The sequence below is a fragment of the Phytoactinopolyspora halotolerans genome (genome assembly GCF_010550675.1).
In the GTDB taxonomy this organism is placed as follows: Bacteria; Actinomycetota; Actinomycetes; order Jiangellales; family Jiangellaceae; genus Phytoactinopolyspora; species Phytoactinopolyspora halotolerans.
On sequence record NZ_JAAGOA010000002.1, the window covers coordinates 428,803 to 446,039 of the forward strand.

18 protein-coding genes are annotated in these 17,237 nt (G+C 67.6%); 12 read left to right on the forward strand and 6 right to left on the reverse strand.

Translation table 11 applies throughout. The features are described 5' to 3' along the window. Positions 1 to 26 precede the first annotated feature (26 nt). From G1H10_RS04335 to folE, 5 genes are all read left to right on the forward strand, one after another. The gene (locus tag G1H10_RS04335) at positions 27 to 1,244 is read left to right on the forward strand and encodes an Rv3626c family coenzyme F420 biosynthesis-associated protein (protein WP_163733107.1); all 1,218 of its coding nucleotides are present in this window, start codon (positions 27 to 29) and stop codon (positions 1,242 to 1,244) included. 66 nt (positions 1,245 to 1,310) lie between these two features. After that, entirely contained in the window at positions 1,311 to 2,291 is a 981-nt protein-coding gene (gene tilS / locus G1H10_RS04340) for a tRNA lysidine(34) synthetase TilS (protein WP_163733399.1), read from the forward strand. Between the two features lie 31 nt (positions 2,292 to 2,322). Continuing rightward, positions 2,323 to 2,874, forward strand: a complete 552-nt coding sequence (gene hpt / locus G1H10_RS04345; RefSeq protein WP_312856525.1) for a hypoxanthine phosphoribosyltransferase — start codon at positions 2,323 to 2,325, stop codon at positions 2,872 to 2,874. Positions 2,875 to 3,039: 165 nt separating this feature from the next. Then, positions 3,040 to 5,076, forward strand: coding sequence for an ATP-dependent zinc metalloprotease FtsH (ftsH, locus tag G1H10_RS04350; protein WP_163733113.1), 2,037 nt, complete (start codon positions 3,040 to 3,042; stop codon positions 5,074 to 5,076). A 3-nt stretch (positions 5,077 to 5,079) separates the two neighbouring features. Beyond that, entirely contained in the window at positions 5,080 to 5,685 is a 606-nt protein-coding gene (gene folE / locus G1H10_RS04355) for a GTP cyclohydrolase I FolE (RefSeq protein WP_163733115.1), read from the forward strand. Between the two features lie 100 nt (positions 5,686 to 5,785). Here the strand turns inward: folE and purB are convergent, their stop codons facing one another. Then, positions 5,786 to 7,237, reverse strand: a complete 1,452-nt coding sequence (purB, locus tag G1H10_RS04360; RefSeq protein ID WP_163733118.1) for an adenylosuccinate lyase — start codon at positions 7,235 to 7,237, stop codon at positions 5,786 to 5,788. 251 nt (positions 7,238 to 7,488) lie between these two features. Here purB and G1H10_RS04365 point away from each other — a divergent pair, with 251 nt between their 5' ends. Continuing rightward, positions 7,489 to 8,286, forward strand: coding sequence for an LLM class F420-dependent oxidoreductase (locus G1H10_RS04365; protein WP_163733121.1), 798 nt, complete (start codon positions 7,489 to 7,491; stop codon positions 8,284 to 8,286). A 34-nt stretch (positions 8,287 to 8,320) separates the two neighbouring features. Here G1H10_RS04365 and G1H10_RS04370 read toward each other — a convergent pair whose 3' ends face one another. From G1H10_RS04370 to G1H10_RS04380, 3 genes are read right to left on the reverse strand one after another with little or no spacing between them, the layout of a single operon-like run. Beyond that, positions 8,321 to 9,076: an amino acid ABC transporter ATP-binding protein gene (locus G1H10_RS04370; RefSeq protein ID WP_163733124.1), complete on the reverse strand. Its 756-nt coding sequence runs from the start codon at positions 9,074 to 9,076 to the stop codon at positions 8,321 to 8,323. Continuing rightward, on the reverse strand, positions 9,073 to 9,933 hold the full coding sequence (locus tag G1H10_RS04375; RefSeq protein WP_163733127.1) for an amino acid ABC transporter permease: 861 nt from the start codon (positions 9,931 to 9,933) through the stop codon (positions 9,073 to 9,075). The genes G1H10_RS04370 and G1H10_RS04375 overlap by 4 nt, the downstream gene beginning before the upstream one ends. A gap of 7 nt (positions 9,934 to 9,940) precedes the next feature. Further along, positions 9,941 to 10,885, reverse strand: a complete 945-nt coding sequence (locus G1H10_RS04380) for an ABC transporter substrate-binding protein (protein WP_163733129.1) — start codon at positions 10,883 to 10,885, stop codon at positions 9,941 to 9,943. Positions 10,886 to 10,966: 81 nt separating this feature from the next. Here G1H10_RS04380 and G1H10_RS04385 point away from each other — a divergent pair, with 81 nt between their 5' ends. The 4 genes from G1H10_RS04385 to purL all read left to right on the forward strand — a co-directional run bounded on the left by G1H10_RS04385 (position 10,967) and on the right by purL (position 15,292). Then, entirely contained in the window at positions 10,967 to 11,842 is an 876-nt protein-coding gene (locus G1H10_RS04385; RefSeq protein WP_312856527.1) for a phosphoribosylaminoimidazolesuccinocarboxamide synthase, read from the forward strand. Between the two features lie 106 nt (positions 11,843 to 11,948). Then, positions 11,949 to 12,194, forward strand: a complete 246-nt coding sequence (gene purS / locus G1H10_RS04390; RefSeq protein WP_163733132.1) for a phosphoribosylformylglycinamidine synthase subunit PurS — start codon at positions 11,949 to 11,951, stop codon at positions 12,192 to 12,194. A gap of 109 nt (positions 12,195 to 12,303) precedes the next feature. Continuing rightward, complete coding sequence (gene purQ / locus G1H10_RS04395; protein WP_163733135.1) at positions 12,304 to 12,975, forward strand: phosphoribosylformylglycinamidine synthase subunit PurQ; 672 nt, start codon at positions 12,304 to 12,306, stop codon at positions 12,973 to 12,975. Positions 12,976 to 13,030: 55 nt separating this feature from the next. Continuing rightward, positions 13,031 to 15,292, forward strand: coding sequence for a phosphoribosylformylglycinamidine synthase subunit PurL (gene purL / locus G1H10_RS04400; protein ID WP_163733138.1), 2,262 nt, complete (start codon positions 13,031 to 13,033; stop codon positions 15,290 to 15,292). Positions 15,293 to 15,484: 192 nt separating this feature from the next. On the opposite strand, the gene G1H10_RS04405 is transcribed toward purL, so the two are convergent. Together G1H10_RS04405 and G1H10_RS04410 are read right to left on the reverse strand one after the other, a co-directional pair. After that, positions 15,485 to 15,679: a hypothetical protein gene (locus G1H10_RS04405; RefSeq protein WP_163733141.1), complete on the reverse strand. Its 195-nt coding sequence runs from the start codon at positions 15,677 to 15,679 to the stop codon at positions 15,485 to 15,487. 2 nt (positions 15,680 to 15,681) lie between these two features. Then, entirely contained in the window at positions 15,682 to 16,350 is a 669-nt protein-coding gene (locus G1H10_RS04410) for an ArsR/SmtB family transcription factor (protein WP_216852893.1), read from the reverse strand. Positions 16,351 to 16,468: 118 nt separating this feature from the next. Between G1H10_RS04410 and G1H10_RS04415 the strand changes: the two genes are divergently transcribed. Continuing rightward, entirely contained in the window at positions 16,469 to 16,783 is a 315-nt protein-coding gene (locus G1H10_RS04415; RefSeq protein ID WP_163733145.1) for a type II toxin-antitoxin system Phd/YefM family antitoxin, read from the forward strand. Further along, complete coding sequence (locus G1H10_RS04420) at positions 16,780 to 17,202, forward strand: type II toxin-antitoxin system VapC family toxin (RefSeq protein WP_163733147.1); 423 nt, start codon at positions 16,780 to 16,782, stop codon at positions 17,200 to 17,202. Before G1H10_RS04415 ends, G1H10_RS04420 begins: the two co-directional genes overlap by 4 nt. Positions 17,203 to 17,237: the final 35 nt, after the last annotated feature.

A 17,237-nucleotide genomic window follows, 5' to 3' on the forward strand; every position in this document is an offset into this window, starting at 1 on the left:
GCCGTCCGTTGACGTAGCGTGGACGTATGACGACGAACGACGCGGCCGGACAACTCGTCGACTGGGACCTGGCGGCCAAGACGGCGACCCGGCTCGCTGGTTCGGGCCCGGTGGTCACCGAAGACGAGGCACATCAGACGGTCGCCGACCTGCGTGAGTTTGCCGCGGAGGCCGAGGGCCATGTACGGGCGGTGACCGGGCTGGACGGCTCGTCGGCGTCGGCGCCGCTGGCGGTGGTGGACCGCGAGGGCTGGATCAGGGCGAACACGGACAGCCTGCGCACCGTGGTCGCCCCTCTGATCGCCAAGGTGCAGAAGGCACGCGAAGGCAAGGAGGGCGGGCCGCTGGACTTCATCGGCCCGAAGGCGACCGGGCTGGAGACGGGCGTGTTCCTGGCGTTCATCGCCGGACGTGTGCTGGGCCAGTTCGACCCGTTCTGGGCAGGTGAGCCGGGTCAATCGGCGCAACCGGAGCCCGCCGGCGACGATGCCGACGTGTCGCCCGCCCGGGGTGCACGGGACGCGTCGCAGACCTCCGATGTGGGCCCGATTGTGGTCTCGGGTGCGGGCTCGGCGGTGGTCCCGTCGGCCCAGTCACTGGGGCGGCTGCTGCTGGTGGCCCCGAATATCGTGCACGTTGAGCGAGAGCTGCAGGTCGAGCCGCGCGATTTCCGGCTCTGGGTCTGCCTGCATGAGGAGACGCACCGCGTCCAGTTCACGGCGGTGCCGTGGCTGCGCGAGCACCTCCAGGACGAGATCCGGTCGTTCGTCTCGGCGTCGCAGCTGGACAGCAAGGCGCTGGTGGCCAACCTGCGCGAGGTGGTCGAGGCGCTCGTCCGTGCTGTCCGCGGTCAGCGGGACACCACGAGCCTGCTCGACCTGCTCCAGACACCGGAGCAGAAGGCCGTGGTGCAGCGGGTGACCGCCCTCATGTCTCTGCTCGAGGGTCATGCGGACGTGGTGATGGACCGGGTAGGGCCCGAGGTGGTGCCGAGCGTGGAGACGATCCGCCGACGCTTCCAACGTCGCCGCAAGGGCAGCGGGGTCGATCGTGGTGTGCGCAAGGTGCTCGGCTTCGAGGCGAAGATGCGGCAGTACCGCGATGGCGCCAAGTTCGTCAATGCCGTGATCGACCGGGTCGGCATGGAAGGCTTCAACCGGATCTGGGAATCCCCGCAGACGCTGCCGTCGTCGGCGGAGATCGCCGACCCGGATGCGTGGGTGAAGCGCGTACACGGAATGTGACAGGTGAGCGTGGTCGAGCACGGACACGCGGAGCCGGCGGCGCCATCCCGCAAGAGCTCGCCCGAGATGCTCCAGGTGCGCCGCGCCGTGCGGGCCGAACTGGCCCACGTCGGCGACGGGTGTGTGCTGGTCGCATGTTCCGGTGGTGCGGACTCGTTGGCGCTGGCGGCCGCGCTGGCCGCGGAGGCACGCCGGGTCGGCGTCGCGGCGGGGGGTGTCACCGTGGACCACGGCCTGCAGCAGGATTCGGCGCGGCGGGCCCGCAACGTCGGCGCGACGCTGGTGGCGATGGGACTCGACCCGGTGGAATCGCTGCACGTCCGGATCGCACGCGGGCCGTCGGGGCCGGAGGGAGATGCCCGGCGGGCGAGGTACTCGGCGCTGCAGGCGGCGGCCGCGCGGCACCGCGCGGCGGCCGTGCTGCTCGGACACACGCTGGACGACCAGGCGGAGACCGTCTTGCTCGGACTCGCACGGGGATCCGGGGCGCGGTCGCTCGCCGGGATGGCGCCGCGCACCGGTGTGTTCCGGCGGCCGCTGCTCCGGCTGAGTCGCCGTACTGTGCGCGCCGCGGTCCCGGACGGCGTCGAGCCCTGGGAAGATCCGCACAACGCCGACGCCGCTTATGCGCGTGCGCGGGTGCGGCACCGGGTTCTGCCGGCACTGGAGGCCGAGCTGGGGCCGGGCATGACGGAGGCGTTGGCGCGGACCGCGCACTTGTTGCGCGCGGATGCGGACGCGCTGGACACGCTGGCGCACGAGGCGAAGGAGGCGGCGACCGTCGGGCCCGCGGAGCACACCGCGACCGCCGGATCGGTCGGTTACGACGTCACCGCGTTGGCCTCGTCGCCGCGCGCCGTCCGGTGGCGGGTGCTGCGAGCGGCAGCACTCGAGGCGGGATGCGGCGGCAGCGATCTCACCGCCGCCCATGTCGAATCGATCGACGCGTTGATCAGTGAATGGCATGGTCAGAAGGGCGTCGATCTGCCGGGGGCGATCCGCGTCACGCGTTCGGGTGGTGCCCTGTGGTTCGGCCGGATGACGTGAGCGGCAGCGGCGTATGGCAGGCTTTCGAAGCGTGGAACCGCAGCATATCGATGGCGACATCGAAAAGGTCCTGTTGACCGAGGACGACATCCAGAGCCGGCTGGCCGAGATGGCCGTGGAGATCGAGCGCGACTATGCGGGCAAGGACGTGTTGCTCGTCGGCGTGCTCAAGGGCGCCATCATGGTGATGGCCGACCTCTCCCGGCACCTCTCCCGGCATGTGGAGATCGACTGGATGGACATCTCGTCGTACGGGTCGGGCACCCGATCCAGCGGCGTCGTCAGGATCATCAAGGATCTCGACACCGACATCACCGGGCGGCACGTGCTGGTTGTCGAGGACATCATCGACACCGGCTTGACTCTCTCGTGGCTGGTGTCCAATCTCCGATCGCGCGGGCCGGCCTCGGTCGAGATCTGCACCATGCTCCGGAAACCGGAGGCCGCCAAGACCGCGGTCGACGTGCGGTATGTCGGCTTCGACATCCCCAGTTCATTCGTGGTCGGCTATGGCCTGGACTTCGCCGAGAAGTACCGGAACCTCCGAGTCGTGGCCACGCTGGCGCCCCACATGTACTCTTAGGCGACCACTGGCCGCCTGCGGGGACCCGGCGAATGGTCGCAGAAGGCGTGCGCAGGGTATCGTCGTAAAGATCAGACGTCTTGATTGAGCGCATGGTGAGACATCGTCGCGCCGGTCAAGATTGCCACCGACTCAGCAGGAGGAACGGGGTCTGGGCCCCGCATCATGAACGCTAAGCGATTTGTCCGACCGGCGATCTGGTTCGCCATGTTCGTCCTCGTGGCGATCGTGTTGAACAGTTTCCTCTCCAGCGGCGACGGGCCGGAAGAGGTCGACACCGTGCGGGTGGTCGACGAGATCCAGGCGGGTAACGTCAAGTCTGCTGAGATCACCGGTGGCGATGTTCAGCGGATCGAGCTGACGCTGAACAACGACGAGGAGCTGTGGGCCTACTACGTCGAGGACCAGGGCCTGGACCTCGTCAATCAGCTGCAGCAGCAGCACGAGGATGGCACGCTGGCCGACGGGTACAACGTCGACATTCCGCAGTCCAACCCGTGGATGGCGATTCTCGGTACCGTCCTGCCGCTGTTGCTGCTGGTGGCGCTGATCATCTTCTTCCTCAGCCGCGTCCAGGGTGGCGGCGGCCGAGTCATGCAGTTCGGCAAGAACCGAGCCAAGCTGGCGTCGAAGGACGCGCCGAAAACCACGTTCGCCGACGTCGCCGGGGCGAACGAGGCGATTGAGGAGCTGCAGGAGATCAAGGAGTTCCTGCAGGAGCCGGCCAAGTTCCAGGCCGTCGGCGCGAAGATCCCGAAGGGTGTGCTGCTGTACGGCCCGCCCGGTACCGGTAAGACGTTGCTGGCCCGAGCGGTCGCAGGCGAGGCCGGCGTGCCGTTCTACTCGATCTCGGGTTCGGACTTCGTCGAGATGTTCGTCGGCGTGGGCGCGTCGCGGGTCCGTGACCTGTTCAAGGAAGCCAAGGAGAACGCGCCTGCCATCGTCTTCGTCGATGAGATCGACGCCGTCGGGCGGCACCGCGGCGCCGGCATGGGCGGCGGTCACGACGAGCGCGAGCAGACGCTGAACCAGCTGCTGGTCGAGATGGACGGCTTCGACATCAAGACCAATGTCATCCTGATCGCCGCGACGAACCGCCCAGACATCCTGGACCCTGCGCTGCTGCGTCCCGGTCGTTTCGACCGGCAGGTCACCATCGGCGCTCCCGACTTGGACGGGCGGCGGCGCATCCTCGAGGTGCACGCGAAGGGCAAGCCGTTGGCGCCGGACGTCGATTTGATGGCCGTGGCACGGCGGACTCCTGGTTTCAGCGGTGCCGACCTCGCCAACGTCCTCAACGAGGCCGCGCTGCTCACTGCGCGCGCCGATGCCAAGGTCATTACGCCGAAGTTCATGGACGAGGCGATCGACCGGGTCATCGCCGGTCCGCAGAAGAATTCCCGCCTGATGAAGGACGAGGAGAAGCGGATCACGGCGTATCACGAGGGCGGGCACGCGCTGGTGGCAGCCGCACTACACCACACCGACCCGGTGCACAAGGTGACGATCCTGCCACGCGGGGGTGCGCTCGGGTACACGATGGTGCTCCCCGATGAGGACAAGTACTCCACCACGCGGAACGAGATACTTGATCAGCTCGCCTACATGATGGGTGGGCGGGCAGCGGAGGAGCTCGTCTTCCATGACCCCACGACGGGGGCGGCCAACGACATCGACAAGGCCACGACCCTGGCCCGTCGCATGGTCACTCAGTACGGCATGACCGAGCGGCTCGGTGCGATCAAGTTCGGCTCCGACAGCGCCGAACCATTCCTCGGCAAGGAGATGGGCCACCAGCGGGACTACTCCGAGGAGATCGCCGGTCAGGTCGACGAGGAGGTCCGCAAGCTCATCGAGAACGCGCACCAAGAGGCGTACGACATCCTCGTGGAGAACCGCGACATCCTCGACAGCCTGGTGATCGCGCTCCTCGAGCGGGAGACCCTGAACAAGGAAGAAGTGGCGGAGGTCTTCGAGTCGGTGCGCAAGCTGGAGCGGCGCCCCGCGTGGACCGGCTCGCCCACGCGCAAGCCGTCCGAGCTCGGCCCGGTCGACATCCCGGTCAAGGTCTCGACCAACGGTTCGGAGTCCGACCACGAGGAGGGCACCACGGTGTCCCCCGATGAGCACCAGCCGATCGCCGGCGAGCACGTTCAGCCGGGTCACCAGGCGGGCCCGACGAACCAGATGCCGGGGAGCTAGGAGTTGACCGAACCCCCGGTGACGCCGGCGCGGCCGGCGGGAGGCGTCTTCGACCAGGAGAGAGTCGAGGCCGCGATCCGAGAGTTGCTGGCCGCGATCGGTGAGGACCCCGAGCGTGATGGGCTGCTCGACACCCCTGCTCGTGTGGCACGCGCGTACGCCGAGATGTTCCGGGGCCTGCAACAGGATCCGGCGGAAGCGCTGACCACCACGTTCGAGCTCGGGCACGACGAGATGATCCTGATCAAGGACATCGAGCTGGCGTCGATGTGCGAGCATCACCTGGTGCCGTTCTACGGCTACGCCCACATCGGCTACATCCCGGGCTCGGACGGCCGGATAGCCGGGCTGTCCAAGCTCGCCCGGCTGGTGGATGTATTCGCCAAGCGGCCGCAGGTCCAGGAGCGCTTGACCACGCAGATCGCCGACTCGATGGTGGAGCTGCTGAAACCGGGCGGGGTGATCGTCGTCGTCGAGGCCGAGCACCTCTGCATGACGATGCGCGGCGTGCGCAAACCCGGGGCGAAGACACTGACCAGCGCCGTCCGAGGCCAACTTCGCAACTCCGCGACCCGCTCCGAAGCCATGAGCCTCATCATCGGCCGCTGACCTAAATGATCATGTGAAGTGGGTTTTCTCCAGCACTACCATGCCTGCAGACATGGTACGGCACGAGAAAACCCACTTCACATGATCATTTAGGCGAGGGCTAGAGGATGGGGGAGGGGGTGTAGGCGGCGGCGTCGGGGTGGGAGGCGGCGACCTCCTCGACGCGGTGGATGACCTCGGCGATCTGCGTGGTGGCGGCGCCGGTGAACTCGATCGGTGAGCGGACCAATGTGTCGAGATCGCCCTTGGTCAGACCGAGGCGGTCGTCGGCGGCCAGCCGGTCGAGGAGGTCGTTGCGGTCAGCGCCGCGTTCGCGCATGTCCAGAGCGACGTCGACCGCGTGCTTCTTGATCACTTCGTGCGCCGTCTCACGGCCGACCCCCGCCTTGACCGCCGCCATGAGAACAGCTGTGGTCGCGAGGAAGGGAAGATAGCGGTCCAGCTCACGGCCGATGACGGCTGGGTAGGCACCGAACTCGTCGAGCACGGTGAGGAAGGTCTCGAACAGGCCGTCGACGGCGAAGAAACCGTCCGGGAGCGCGACCCGCCGGACCACCGAGCAGAAGACGTCGCCCTCGTTCCACTGCGCTCCGGCCAGCTCTCCGGCCATCGACGCATAGCCGCGGAGCACGACGGTGAGCCCGTTGACGCGTTCGCAGGAACGGGTGTTCATCTTGTGCGGCATCGCGCTGGAGCCGACCTGGCCGGCACGGAAGCCTTCGGTGACCAACTCTTGACCGGCCATCAGGCGGATGGTCGTCGCCAGGCTCGACGGCCCTGCGGCAGCCTGGACCAGGGCCGAGAGGACGTCATGGTCGAGGGAGCGCGGATAGACCTGCCCGACGCTGGTGAGCACGCGCGAGCAGCCGAGATGGCCGGCGACACGGCGCTCCAACTCGGCCAGTTTCGCCGGATCGCCGCCGAGCAGGTCGAGCATGTCCTGCGCGGTGCCGACCGGGCCCTTGATGCCGCGGAGCGGATAGCGATCGATCAGGTCGCTGAGCCGCTCATACGCGATGAGCAGCTCGTCGGCGGCGGACGCGAACCGTTTTCCCAGAGTGGTCGCCTGCGCGGCGACGTTGTGGCTGCGCCCGGCCATCACCAGGCTGGAGTGTTCGCCGGCTCGGGCGGCCAGCCGCACCAGCGCCGCGACGACGCTGTCTCGCACGTGCTCCAGCGAGCGTCGCACCTGCAGCTGCTCCACGTTCTCGGTCAGGTCACGACTGGTCATGCCCTTGTGGATGTGCTCATGGCCGGCCAGCGAGTTGAACTCCTCGATGCGGGCCTTGACGTCGTGCCGGGTGATGCGCTCGCGCGCCGCGATGCTGTCCAGATCGACGTCGTCGACGACGGCCTCGTAGTCCTCGACGACGCCGTCCGGCACACTCACCCCGAGCTCGCGCTGGGCGCGGAGCACGGCAAGCCAGAGCTGGCGCTCCAGCACGATCTTGTGCTCGGCGGACCACAGGCGGGCAAGCTCCGGGGACGCGTAGCGGCTGGCGAGGACGTCGCGGACGAGTGGTTTCTCCGCAGCGGGCTGGTTCTCTGGCACGGTTGCCAACCTACACAGCCGCGCTCTGGTCCACACAGCCTGCCCGGGGTGCGACGTTATTCCCGGTTCAGCTGAGAGGGAAGAACGTATACGGCGGCTCGGCGCGTGGGTATCGTCTGCTCGCGGAAGGTGGAACCGCTAACCCGTCCTGAACTTGCGAACGTGGGTTCGGCCGCGCAACCCGGCCGGCCGGCCGGACGCGCCCGTGTGACGCCCGGCCGTGTGTGATGAGAATCGAAAAGAGGGCAACGATGAACCGTGCCGTCCGCATCGGTGTGCAGATCCAGCCTCAGCATGCCGACTACAAGCAGATCCGTCAGGCCGTGGCGGACGCGGAGGAGACCGGCGTCGACATCATCTTCAACTGGGATCATTTCTTTCCGCTCAGCGGCGACGCCGACGGCAAGCACTTCGAGTGCTGGACCATGCTCGGGGCATGGGCGGAGGCGACGTCCCGTGTGGAGATCGGCGCGCTGGTGAGCTGTAACAGCTATCGCAACCCTGACCTGCTCGCCGACATGGCACGCACCGTCGATCACATCAGCGGTGGCCGGCTGATACTCGGCATCGGTGGCGGCTGGTTCCAGCGTGACTACGACGAGTACGGCTACGAGTTCGGCACACCTGGCACCCGCCTGGCCGACCTGGCACAGGCGCTGCCCCGGATCCGTGCGCGCTGGGAGAAGCTGAACCCGCAGCCGCTACGGGACATTCCGATCCTGATCGGCGGCGGTGGCGAGAAGAAGACGTTGCGCCTGGTGGCCGAGCACGCGAACATCTGGCACAGCTTCTCGGACGCGGCGACACTCGCACGCAAGAGCGCCATCCTGGCTGATCACTGCGCCGACGTGGGGACAGATCCTGCCCACATCGAGCGGTCGACGGGCGTCCGTGCGCTGCAGGGCAGCTCTCCCGACGACGTGGTCGGCGACGTGCTGGACGCGGGGGCCACGATGTTCACCATCGGGGTCTCCGGTCCGTCGTACGACCTCGGGCCGGTCCGGGAGTGGGTGGCCTGGCGCGACGAGTACAACGCGCGTCAAGGCTAGGTGACGCCGACCGTCCTCGCTACAACCCTCCCGGCTACAACCGTCCCGCGTCGATGATGCGGGCGAGGAACTGCCGGGTCCGTGGCTCGACGGGGTCGCCCAGCACTTGCTCGGGCGGCCCCTGTTCCAAGACGACTCCCTGGTCGAGGAAGCAGACGTGGTCCGCGACCTGCCGGGCGAAGCCCATCTCGTGCGTGGCCATCAGGATGGTCATGCCCTGCTCGGCCAGCTCGCGCACCAGCCGCAGCACGTCGCCGACCAACTCCGGGTCGAGCGCGCTGGTGATCTCGTCCAGCAGGAGCAGCCGCGGATCGGTCGCAAGGGCGCGCACGATCGCGACCCGCTGCTGCTGACCCCCGGACAGACGGTCGGGGTACTCGTCGGCCTTGTCCTCCAACCCCACCCGCGCGAGCAGCTCCCGCGCACGCTCGACCGCCGCGGCGCGCGGAACGCCGTGCACGACCCGCGGCGCGAGCGTGATGTTGTCCTGCACGTTCATGTGCGGGAAAAGGTTGTAAGCCTGGAACACCACTCCGATGCGGCGGCGTACGTGGTCAGGATCGACTCGCGGATCGGTGATGTCGCGGCCGTCGAGGGCGATCACGCCGTCGTCGATGACTTCGAGCAGGTTGACACAACGCATGAGGGTCGACTTGCCGGATCCGGAGGATCCGATGACGGTCACCACCTGATGCTCGGCGACATCGAGACTGATGCCCCGGAGCACTTGGTGCTCGCCAAAGAACTTCACCACGTTGTCCACCGACAGCACCGGAGCGGCCCCGCTCATACCAATCCTCCCGCCTGTTGCCGCCGCGCGGCGCGGTTGGTCACCCAGTCCGCCAGCCGTGCCGACGGCACGGCAAGCAGCACGAAGAGCAGCCCGGCCACCACGTACGGGGTGAAGTTGAAGGTCTGCGCGACCTCGATCTGTGCCTTGCGGATCGCGTCGACGGCGCCGAGCACGGAGATCAGGCCGACGTCTTTCTGCATCGCGACGAAGTCGTTCAGCAGCGGCGGCGTGACCTTGCGCACCGCCTGCGGCAGCACGACCATGCGCATGGTCTGCCGGTAGGTGAGTCCGAGGGACCTGGCGGCGGCGCGTTGACTCGGGTGGACGGCCTCGATGCCGGCGCGGAACACCTCGGCGACGTAAGCCGAGTACGTCAGCACCAGGGCGATCGTCCCCAGCGTGGTCTCGCTGGTGGGCAGCCAGTCCAGCCGCAGCGCCGGCAACCCGAAGCCCACCAGATACAGGACGATGAGCAGCGGCATTCCCCGGAACAGGTCGATATAGGCCGTCGCCAACAGCCGCAGCGGCAGGAAGACCGGTCCGCGCAGGGTTCGCAGCAGGGCCAGCATCAGGGCGACGACCACCACGGCGACCGCCGCCACGGCGAGGACCCGGATGTTCAGCCAGAGCCCTTCGAGGATGTCCGGCAGTACCTCCCAGCCGTACGAGATGTCGAAGAACGTCGCCCGGGTGCGGTCCCAGCCGGGCGCGTTGGTGACCGTCAGGTAGGCGAGGAGAGCGAAGACGAGCGTGCTGGCCAGTGCTACCGCTGTGGAGCGGCGCGCCCTGGACCGCCGGTAAGCTCGGCGGTCCAGTTCGCGGGCACTGGGCTCGTACAACTCTGTGGTGCGCACCGATCTGTCAGGACAGGCGCGGCACGTCGACGACGTCGGCGAGCCACTCTTGCTCCAACGCGGCGAGAACGCCGTCCTCGCGCAACGCGTCCACCGCCTGAGTGACGCACTCGGTCAACGGGCTGTCTTTGTCCAGCACCAAGCCGAACTGCTCGATCTCCTCCCCGATCGGTGGTAGCTGACCGACGATGACGCCGTTCTCGATCTCGACGGCCGTCATGTAGAAGGCCGTGGGCAGATCCACCACGAGGCCGTCGACCTGGCCGTTGTCCAGCGCGAGTTTGGCATCGTCGTTGCTGTTGTAGACGGACGGATCGGATGACGGCTCGATGGCGTTCTCGATGACCTGCAGGCTGGTGGTACCGACCTGGGCGCCCAGCTTCAGGTCCTTCAAGTCGGCCAGCGACGCGGCGTCGGCGGCTGGGCTGCCTTCCACGGTGATGACCGCCTGCGCGACGTCGTAGTACGAGGACGAGAAGTCGACGGCGGTCTTGCGTTCGTCGGTGATCGAGAACTGATTGATGTCGAAGTCGAAGTCCTTGGGGCCGGGCTGGACGGCGGCGTTGAAGTCGACGCGTGTCCAGGTGACCTGGTCGGAGCCGAATCCGAGGTGTTCGGCCACGGCGTAGGCGACGGCGCTCTCGTAACCTTGGCCGTTCGAGGGATCGTTGTCCACCATCCACGGCTCGTACGCGGGTTCGCTGGTGGCGATGGTCAACGTGCCCGCCTCGAACGTCTCCAGGTTCTCGGGCGTGCACTGATCGGTAGCGTCGCCGTCGGTGTCGCCGTCGCCGGTGTCGGCGTCGTCGTTTCCGCCATCGGCAGGCGCACCGGTCTCCGCCGTGGTGTCATCGGCGGCGGTGGTGTTCTCGTCGTCGGATCCGCAGGATGCCACCAGAAGCGCGGCGGCGATGGGGATACCGAACAGAACGCGTCTCGGGAGATTCGGCATAGCGCAGATCGTACCGGGCTGTCCACATTGTGGTCCTCGTGACTGCACTTCGAGACGGCGCGACGGGATAGTCTGCGTGGTGTGACTGCTCCATCCCTGCCGGGCTACCGGCATGTCTACTCGGGAAAGGTCCGTGACCTCTACCGGCCGGACGGCCGCGACGATCGGTTGCTGATCGTCGCCAGCGACCGCATCTCCGCCTACGACCACGTACTCGCCACGGAGATCCCGGACAAGGGGCGTGTGCTGACCGCCATGTCGATGTGGTGGTTCGAGCAGCTGGCCGATCTGGTGGAGAACCACGTCATCGCCACGGACGTGCCCGACGCCGTGGCCGGCCGCGCCGTGCTGGTCGAGCGCCTGGACATGATCCTGGTGGAATGCGTCGCGCGCGGTTACCTGACCGGGTCGGGTCTGGCCGACTACCGGGCGAGCGGCGCGGTGTGCGGCATCCCGCTGCCGGACGGCCTGGTCGACGGGTCACGCCTGCCCGAGCCGATCTTCACGCCGACCACCAAGGCGTCCATCGGCGAACACGATGAGGCCATCGACTTCGCGGCCGTCGAGAAGATCGCGGGACCGGAGTTGGCGTCGACGCTGCGCCGGCTGACGTTGGACGTGTACACGCGCGGCGAGGCGCTGGCTCGGGAGCGCGGCATCGTGCTCGCCGACACCAAGGTCGAGTTCGGGTTGCGGCCGGACGGGACGGTGGTGCTGGCCGACGAGGTGCTGACACCGGACTCCTCGCGGTTCTGGCCGCTGGACGAGTGGGAGCCCGGCCGCCCGCAGCGCTCGTTCGACAAGCAGTTCGTGCGGGACTGGCTCGCCTCGCCGGACTCAGGATGGGACCGTTCCGGCGACGAGCCGCCGCCCCCGCTGCCGGACCGCATCGTGGAACGCACCCGGGACCGTTACGTGGAGGCATACGAGCGGCTGACCGGCCGCACGTTCGGCTGATCGCCGAGGGCCGAAAGCCTGTTGCCGCGGGCGCGCGTCGATGATCATGAGCAGCGGGTATTCTTGTCGTGCCCACCTACTCCAGCCATGCAAGGAGCGTCTGACCGTGGCCCGTGTGGTCGTCGACGTCATGCTGAAACCCGAGATCCTCGACCCCCAGGGCAAGGCCGTACACGGCGCGCTTGACCGGCTGGGGTTCGACGGGGTCGCCTCGGTACGCCAAGGGAAACGGTTCGAGATCGAGCTCGACGGAACCGCCACGCCCGAGCGCGTGGCCGAGATCGAGCGGGCCGCATCGACGCTGCTGTCCAACCCGGTGATCGAGGACTTCGCGTTGCGAGTGGAACCATGACGGTCGGTCGCGGAACGGTCGAGACGACGGCCGAGGAGTCGGTGTTCCCGTGCGGTATCCGAGCGCGAGCGAGGAACATCTTCGGGTGGCGCGGAGTGAGGAGCCGAGCGTGACCATTGGAGTCGTGACCTTCCCGGGTTCGCTCGACGACGGCGACGCCGCGCGCGCCGTGCGCGTGGCCGGTGGTGACGCGGTGCGGCTGTGGCACGGCGACGCGGACCTGCGGGGTGTCGACGCCGTGGTCCTGCCCGGCGGGTTCTCCTACGGCGACTACTTGCGCTGCGGGGCCATCGCGCGGTTCGCGCCGATCATGGAGCCGCTCATCCGGGCCGCGCACGGCGGCATGCCGGTGTTGGGTATCTGCAACGGTTTCCAGGTGCTGTGCGAGGCGCACCTGCTCCCCGGCGCCCTCGTCCGTAACGACCACCGCAAGTTCGTCTGCCGTGACCAGCGGCTGCGGATCGAGAACGCGTCCACCGCCTGGACGTCGTCGTACCAGAAGGACCAAGAGATCGTCATCCCGTTGAAGAACGGCGAGGGCGGATACGTCGCCGACGAGGCCACGCTGGACCGGTTGGAGACCGACGGGCGGGTCGTCGCCCGGTACCTCGACGTCAACCCGAACGGCTCGTACCGCGACATCGCCGGCGTGACGAACGAACGGGGCAATGTGGTCGGTCTCATGCCGCATCCGGAGCACGCGGTCGAGGAGCTCACCGGACCCGGCACCGATGGGCTCGGCTTCTTCGCCTCGGTTCTGGAAAGCCTGGTGGCAGCGTGAGCCTGGACACCGGAACGGCGAGGCGACGAGCGAGGGACGAGCGAGGAGCCCGAGCGTGACAGTTGACACCGTCGAGACCGCGACCAAGACGCCTGAACAATCGCAGCCGTGGGCGGAGCTCGGCCTGAAGGCGGACGAGTACGAGCGTATCCGTGACATCCTCGGGCGCCGCCCGACCAGCTCCGAGCTGGCCATGTACAGCGTGATGTGGTCCGAGCACTGTTCATACAAGTCGAGCAAGGTGCACCTGCGCCGCTTCGGTGAGCTGCAGCAGGAGACGCCGGTCGGCAAGCTGCTGGCCGGCATCGGGGAGAACGCCGGCGTGATCGACGTCGGGCACGGCTACGCGGTCACGTTCAAGGCCGAGTCGCACAACCACCCGTCGTACGTGGAGCCGTATCAGGGTGCGGCGACGGGCGTCGGCGGGATCGTCCGCGACATCCTCGCGATGGGCGCCCGGCCGATCGGTGTGATGGACTCGTTGCGTTTCGGCCCGCTCGACGCGCCGGACACCGCCCGGGTACTGCCCGGCGTCGTCGCCGGTGTCGGCGGCTACGGCAATTGCCTGGGGTTACCGAACATCGGCGGGGAAGTCGTGTTCGACTCGACGTACTCCGGCAACCCGCTGGTCAATGCGCTCTGTGTCGGTGTGATGCGGCACGAGGATCTGCACCTGGCCAAGGCGTCCGGGGCCGGGAACAAGGTGATCCTGTACGGCGCCCGTACCGGTGGGGACGGCATCGGCGGTGTCTCGGTGCTCGCCTCTGAGACGTTCGAGTCCTCCGGCCCGGCGAAACGACCGAGTGTGCAGGTCGGCGATCCGTTCATGGAGAAGCTGCTGATCGAGTGCACGCTGGAGCTGTTCGCCGCCGGCGTGGTCGCCGGTATTCAGGACCTGGGTGGCGCCGGTCTCTCCTGTGCGACGTCGGAGCTGGCCAGCGCCGGCGACGGCGGTATGCACGTGGAATTGGACCGGGTGCCGCTGCGCGACTCCACGCTCGCTCCGGAAGAGATCCTCATGAGCGAGTCTCAGGAGCGGATGATGGCCGTCGTCGAGCCGGCCGACGTCGAGCGGTTCATGGAGATCTGCGCGAAGTGGGATGTTCAGGCCGACGTCATCGGTGAGGTCAACGAGTCCGGCCGGCTGACCATCGAGTGGCGCGGGGAGACCGTCGTCGACGTACCGCCCCGTACGGTCGCCCACGAGGGCCCCGTCTACCAGCGGCCTTACGAGCGGCCGGGGTGGCTGGATGAGCTGCAGGCGGCCGCCTCGTCGTCGTTGCCGCGTCCGTCCAGCGGGGACGAGTTGCGGTCGACGCTGCTGCGCATGGTCGCCTCACCGAACCTGTGCTCCCGGGCCTGGGTCACCGACCAGTACGACCGCTATGTGCTCGGGAACACCGTGCTGGCGCAGCCGGAGGACGCCGGTGTGCTCCGGCTCGACGACGATTCCGGGCTGGGGATCGCGTTGTCGGTCGATGCGAACGGCCGGTACGCCAAGCTGGACCCGTACGCGGGCGCGCAGCTGGCCCTGGCCGAGGCCTACCGGAACGTCGCCGTCACGGGTGCGAAGCCGGTGGCGGTGACCGACTGCCTGAACTTCGGCTCGCCGGAGGACCCGGGTGTGATGTGGCAGTTCGCCGAGGCGGTGCGTGGTCTGGCCGACGGTTGCCAGAAGCTGGGCACCCCGGTGACCGGTGGCAACGTCTCGCTGTACAACCAGACCGGGGACACGGCGATCCTGCCGACACCGGTGGTGGGTGTGCTCGGCGTGCTGGACGACGTGGCGCGCAGGATTCCGTCCGGGTTCCGGACGCCTGGCCACATCATCTACCTGCTGGGCGACACCGCGGACGAGTTCGGCGGTTCCGAGTGGGCGCACGTCGTCCACTCTCACCTGGGTGGTCTGCCGCCTGCCGTCGATCTGGACGCGGAGCGTGAGCTGGCGGAGATCCTGCACAGTGCGTCCCGGGACGGGCTCGTCTCGGCGGCACACGACGTCTCCGATGGCGGCGTCGCGCAGGCGTTGGTGGAATCGGTGCTGCGCCACGGCGTCGGTGCACGGGTGTGGGTGCCGGACGGGCTCGACCCGTTCGTCTTCCTGTTCTCCGAGTCGACCGCCCGAGCCGTCGTCGCTGTTCCGCATCCGGAAGAGGTGCGGTTCACCGGCATGTGCGAGGCTCGCAGGTTCCCGCACACACGGATCGGCGTGATCGACGACGAGGGCACACTCGAGGTGCAGGGCCAGTTCAGTATCGGCTTCGACGAACTTCGGCGGGCGCACGAGCAGACGCTGCCTTCGGCGCTCGGCGAGTAGCGGCGGACCGGTAGCGGCCGGCAAGGCTCGCGGCGCCTTTGCAATGCACACGTATACGCAACGGCCCTCCGACTCAGCAGCGGCACGAGAATCTGGGACGTACGCGAGCCGGCCGATGCGTATAGGTGTGCATTGCAAAGGGAAGCCGAGGCATCGGGAAGCCGGCTGCGGTGGTGATGTCCATGCTCATTCTCAGTAGGTCGGCGACGTGATGCGGCGGAGCCGGGCCGACTGAGCCGAGAGCCGGGCCAACCGGCGCTCGCGGCGGCGCAGACCGCGTTCGGCGCGTGCTTGTCGGGCGGAGACCGTGCGGATGAGCGAATCCAGGGCCTCTCGCTCGCGTTGGCGATGCTCGTGGCGCATCAGGGCGGTGGTGTGCGGCAACATGGTCAGCGATCTGTCTCCCCGGCCGATTCCGGAGTAGCGGAGTCATCGGTCGCCGGCAGGCTGCGGCGCGTGGTCTCGTACAGACCGACGACGAGGCCGTAGATGATGTCGTCGCCCCGTCGTTCGGCGGCGAACTCATCGGCGAGGTCGTTGAGTCTCCGTCGCCATTCCCATGCGCGATCGCGCGGTATCCGGGCGTAACGGACGTTGGCCATCGCGACCTGGTCGGGCCCGTCCACCTCCTGGAGTTCCTTGGCGGCCGTCTCGAGGATGCGTGGCATCCGGTTTGTCGCCTCGCCGACCTTTTCGAAGAGAAAGACTCTGGCGGTCCGGCCGTAGTACTTCGCCTCGATCGCACGGACGCGTTTGGTGCGGACGACGCGGACCAGACCCGCGTCTTCGAGCACTTTGAGATGGTGGCCGATCGTCCCCTTGGGTTTGCCGAGGACGTCGGCGAGCTCCGACCCGGTCGCTGCCCGCTCCAAGAGGAGGCTGACGATCTCCAGCCGGGTGTCCTCGAACAACGCCCGGTATTGCTCCGGCCGCGAGAGGGTCAGTTCGTCGGCGAGTTCGTAATCCGGGACTGCTGGAGAGCCGCCGTCGACGAGCGAGTCCGCGGGATGGTGCTCTGAGGGACGCAAATGGTCGGCATCCGCCATATGGTCGGCCATAACAGTATGGTCGGTCAATGCGGACCATACTGTCAAGCGATGCACCGGTACGACCGACGGCCTTGGCCGATTGCGGCAGATGACTATAATGACTATCTTGGTCATTGGAGGTGATCGTATGGACATGCCGAAAGTTGATCACGCGTGGAGCGTTGCCGAAGCCAAGGCCCGCTTGAGTGAAGTGATCGACAGGGCGGAGCGTGAAGGGCCGCAGATCATCAGCCGTCGCGGAAAGGAGGCCGTTGTGGTCGTTTCTATCGAGGAGTGGCACAAGAAGAGCACACGGAAGGGGACTCTGGCTGAGTTCTTCGCTGCCTCGCCGCTCGTCGGGTCCGATGTGGTGATCGAGCGCGCCCGGGGACAGATGAGACAGGTTGACTTCGACGATCTCGACGCCGAGGAAGATGTCGAGTCGGAGAGCATCGGGTTGTGAGCTACCTGCTTGATACGAACGTCGTGTCGGAGTGGCTCAAGCCTCAGCCCGATCCGGGGTTGGTCAGTTGGACCCACACGGTAGATGAGGACCGTACGTACCTGAGTGTCGTCACCATAGGCGAACTGCGAGAGGGAATGGAACGGATGCCGCCGGGTCGGCGAAGAGAACGACACACAGAGTGGCTGGACGACGACTTGCTGGTGCGGTTCGAGGGCCGTGTTCTGCCCGTGGACGTTGAGGTGGCCGACGCGTGGGGCCGGATGATGGCACGCACCAAGAAGGTCGGACGCTGTGTTGAGGTCGTCGACGCGCTGATCGCGGCAACGGCGGAGGCGCATCGTTTGGAGGTGGTGACGCGTAATGTCGCTCACTTCAGCGCGACCGGCGTGAAGATATGCAATCCGTGGAGTGGATGACGGTTCGCCGTCCTGCCCGGGTGAGACATCGCCCC

Bases quoted from the DNA above. Each gene is read 5' to 3' on its own strand.
- tilS (WP_163733399.1), top strand. From the start codon at position 1,311: ATGCTCCAGGTGCGCCGCGCCGTGCGGGCCGAACTGGCCCACGTCGGC.
- G1H10_RS04405 (WP_163733141.1), bottom strand. From the start codon at position 15,679: ATGTTGCCGCACACCACCGCCCTGATGCGCCACGAGCATCGCCAACGC.
- G1H10_RS04335 (WP_163733107.1), top strand. From the start codon at position 27: ATGACGACGAACGACGCGGCCGGACAACTCGTCGACTGGGACCTGGCG.
- G1H10_RS04365 (WP_163733121.1), top strand. From the start codon at position 7,489: ATGAACCGTGCCGTCCGCATCGGTGTGCAGATCCAGCCTCAGCATGCC.
- G1H10_RS04370 (WP_163733124.1), bottom strand. From the start codon at position 9,076: ATGAGCGGGGCCGCTCCGGTGCTGTCGGTGGACAACGTGGTGAAGTTC.
- G1H10_RS04380 (WP_163733129.1), bottom strand. From the start codon at position 10,885: ATGCCGAATCTCCCGAGACGCGTTCTGTTCGGTATCCCCATCGCCGCC.
- G1H10_RS04415 (WP_163733145.1), top strand. From the start codon at position 16,469: ATGGACATGCCGAAAGTTGATCACGCGTGGAGCGTTGCCGAAGCCAAG.
- ftsH (WP_163733113.1), top strand. From the start codon at position 3,040: ATGAACGCTAAGCGATTTGTCCGACCGGCGATCTGGTTCGCCATGTTC.
- G1H10_RS04410 (WP_216852893.1), bottom strand. From the start codon at position 16,350: ATGGCCGACCATATGGCGGATGCCGACCATTTGCGTCCCTCAGAGCAC.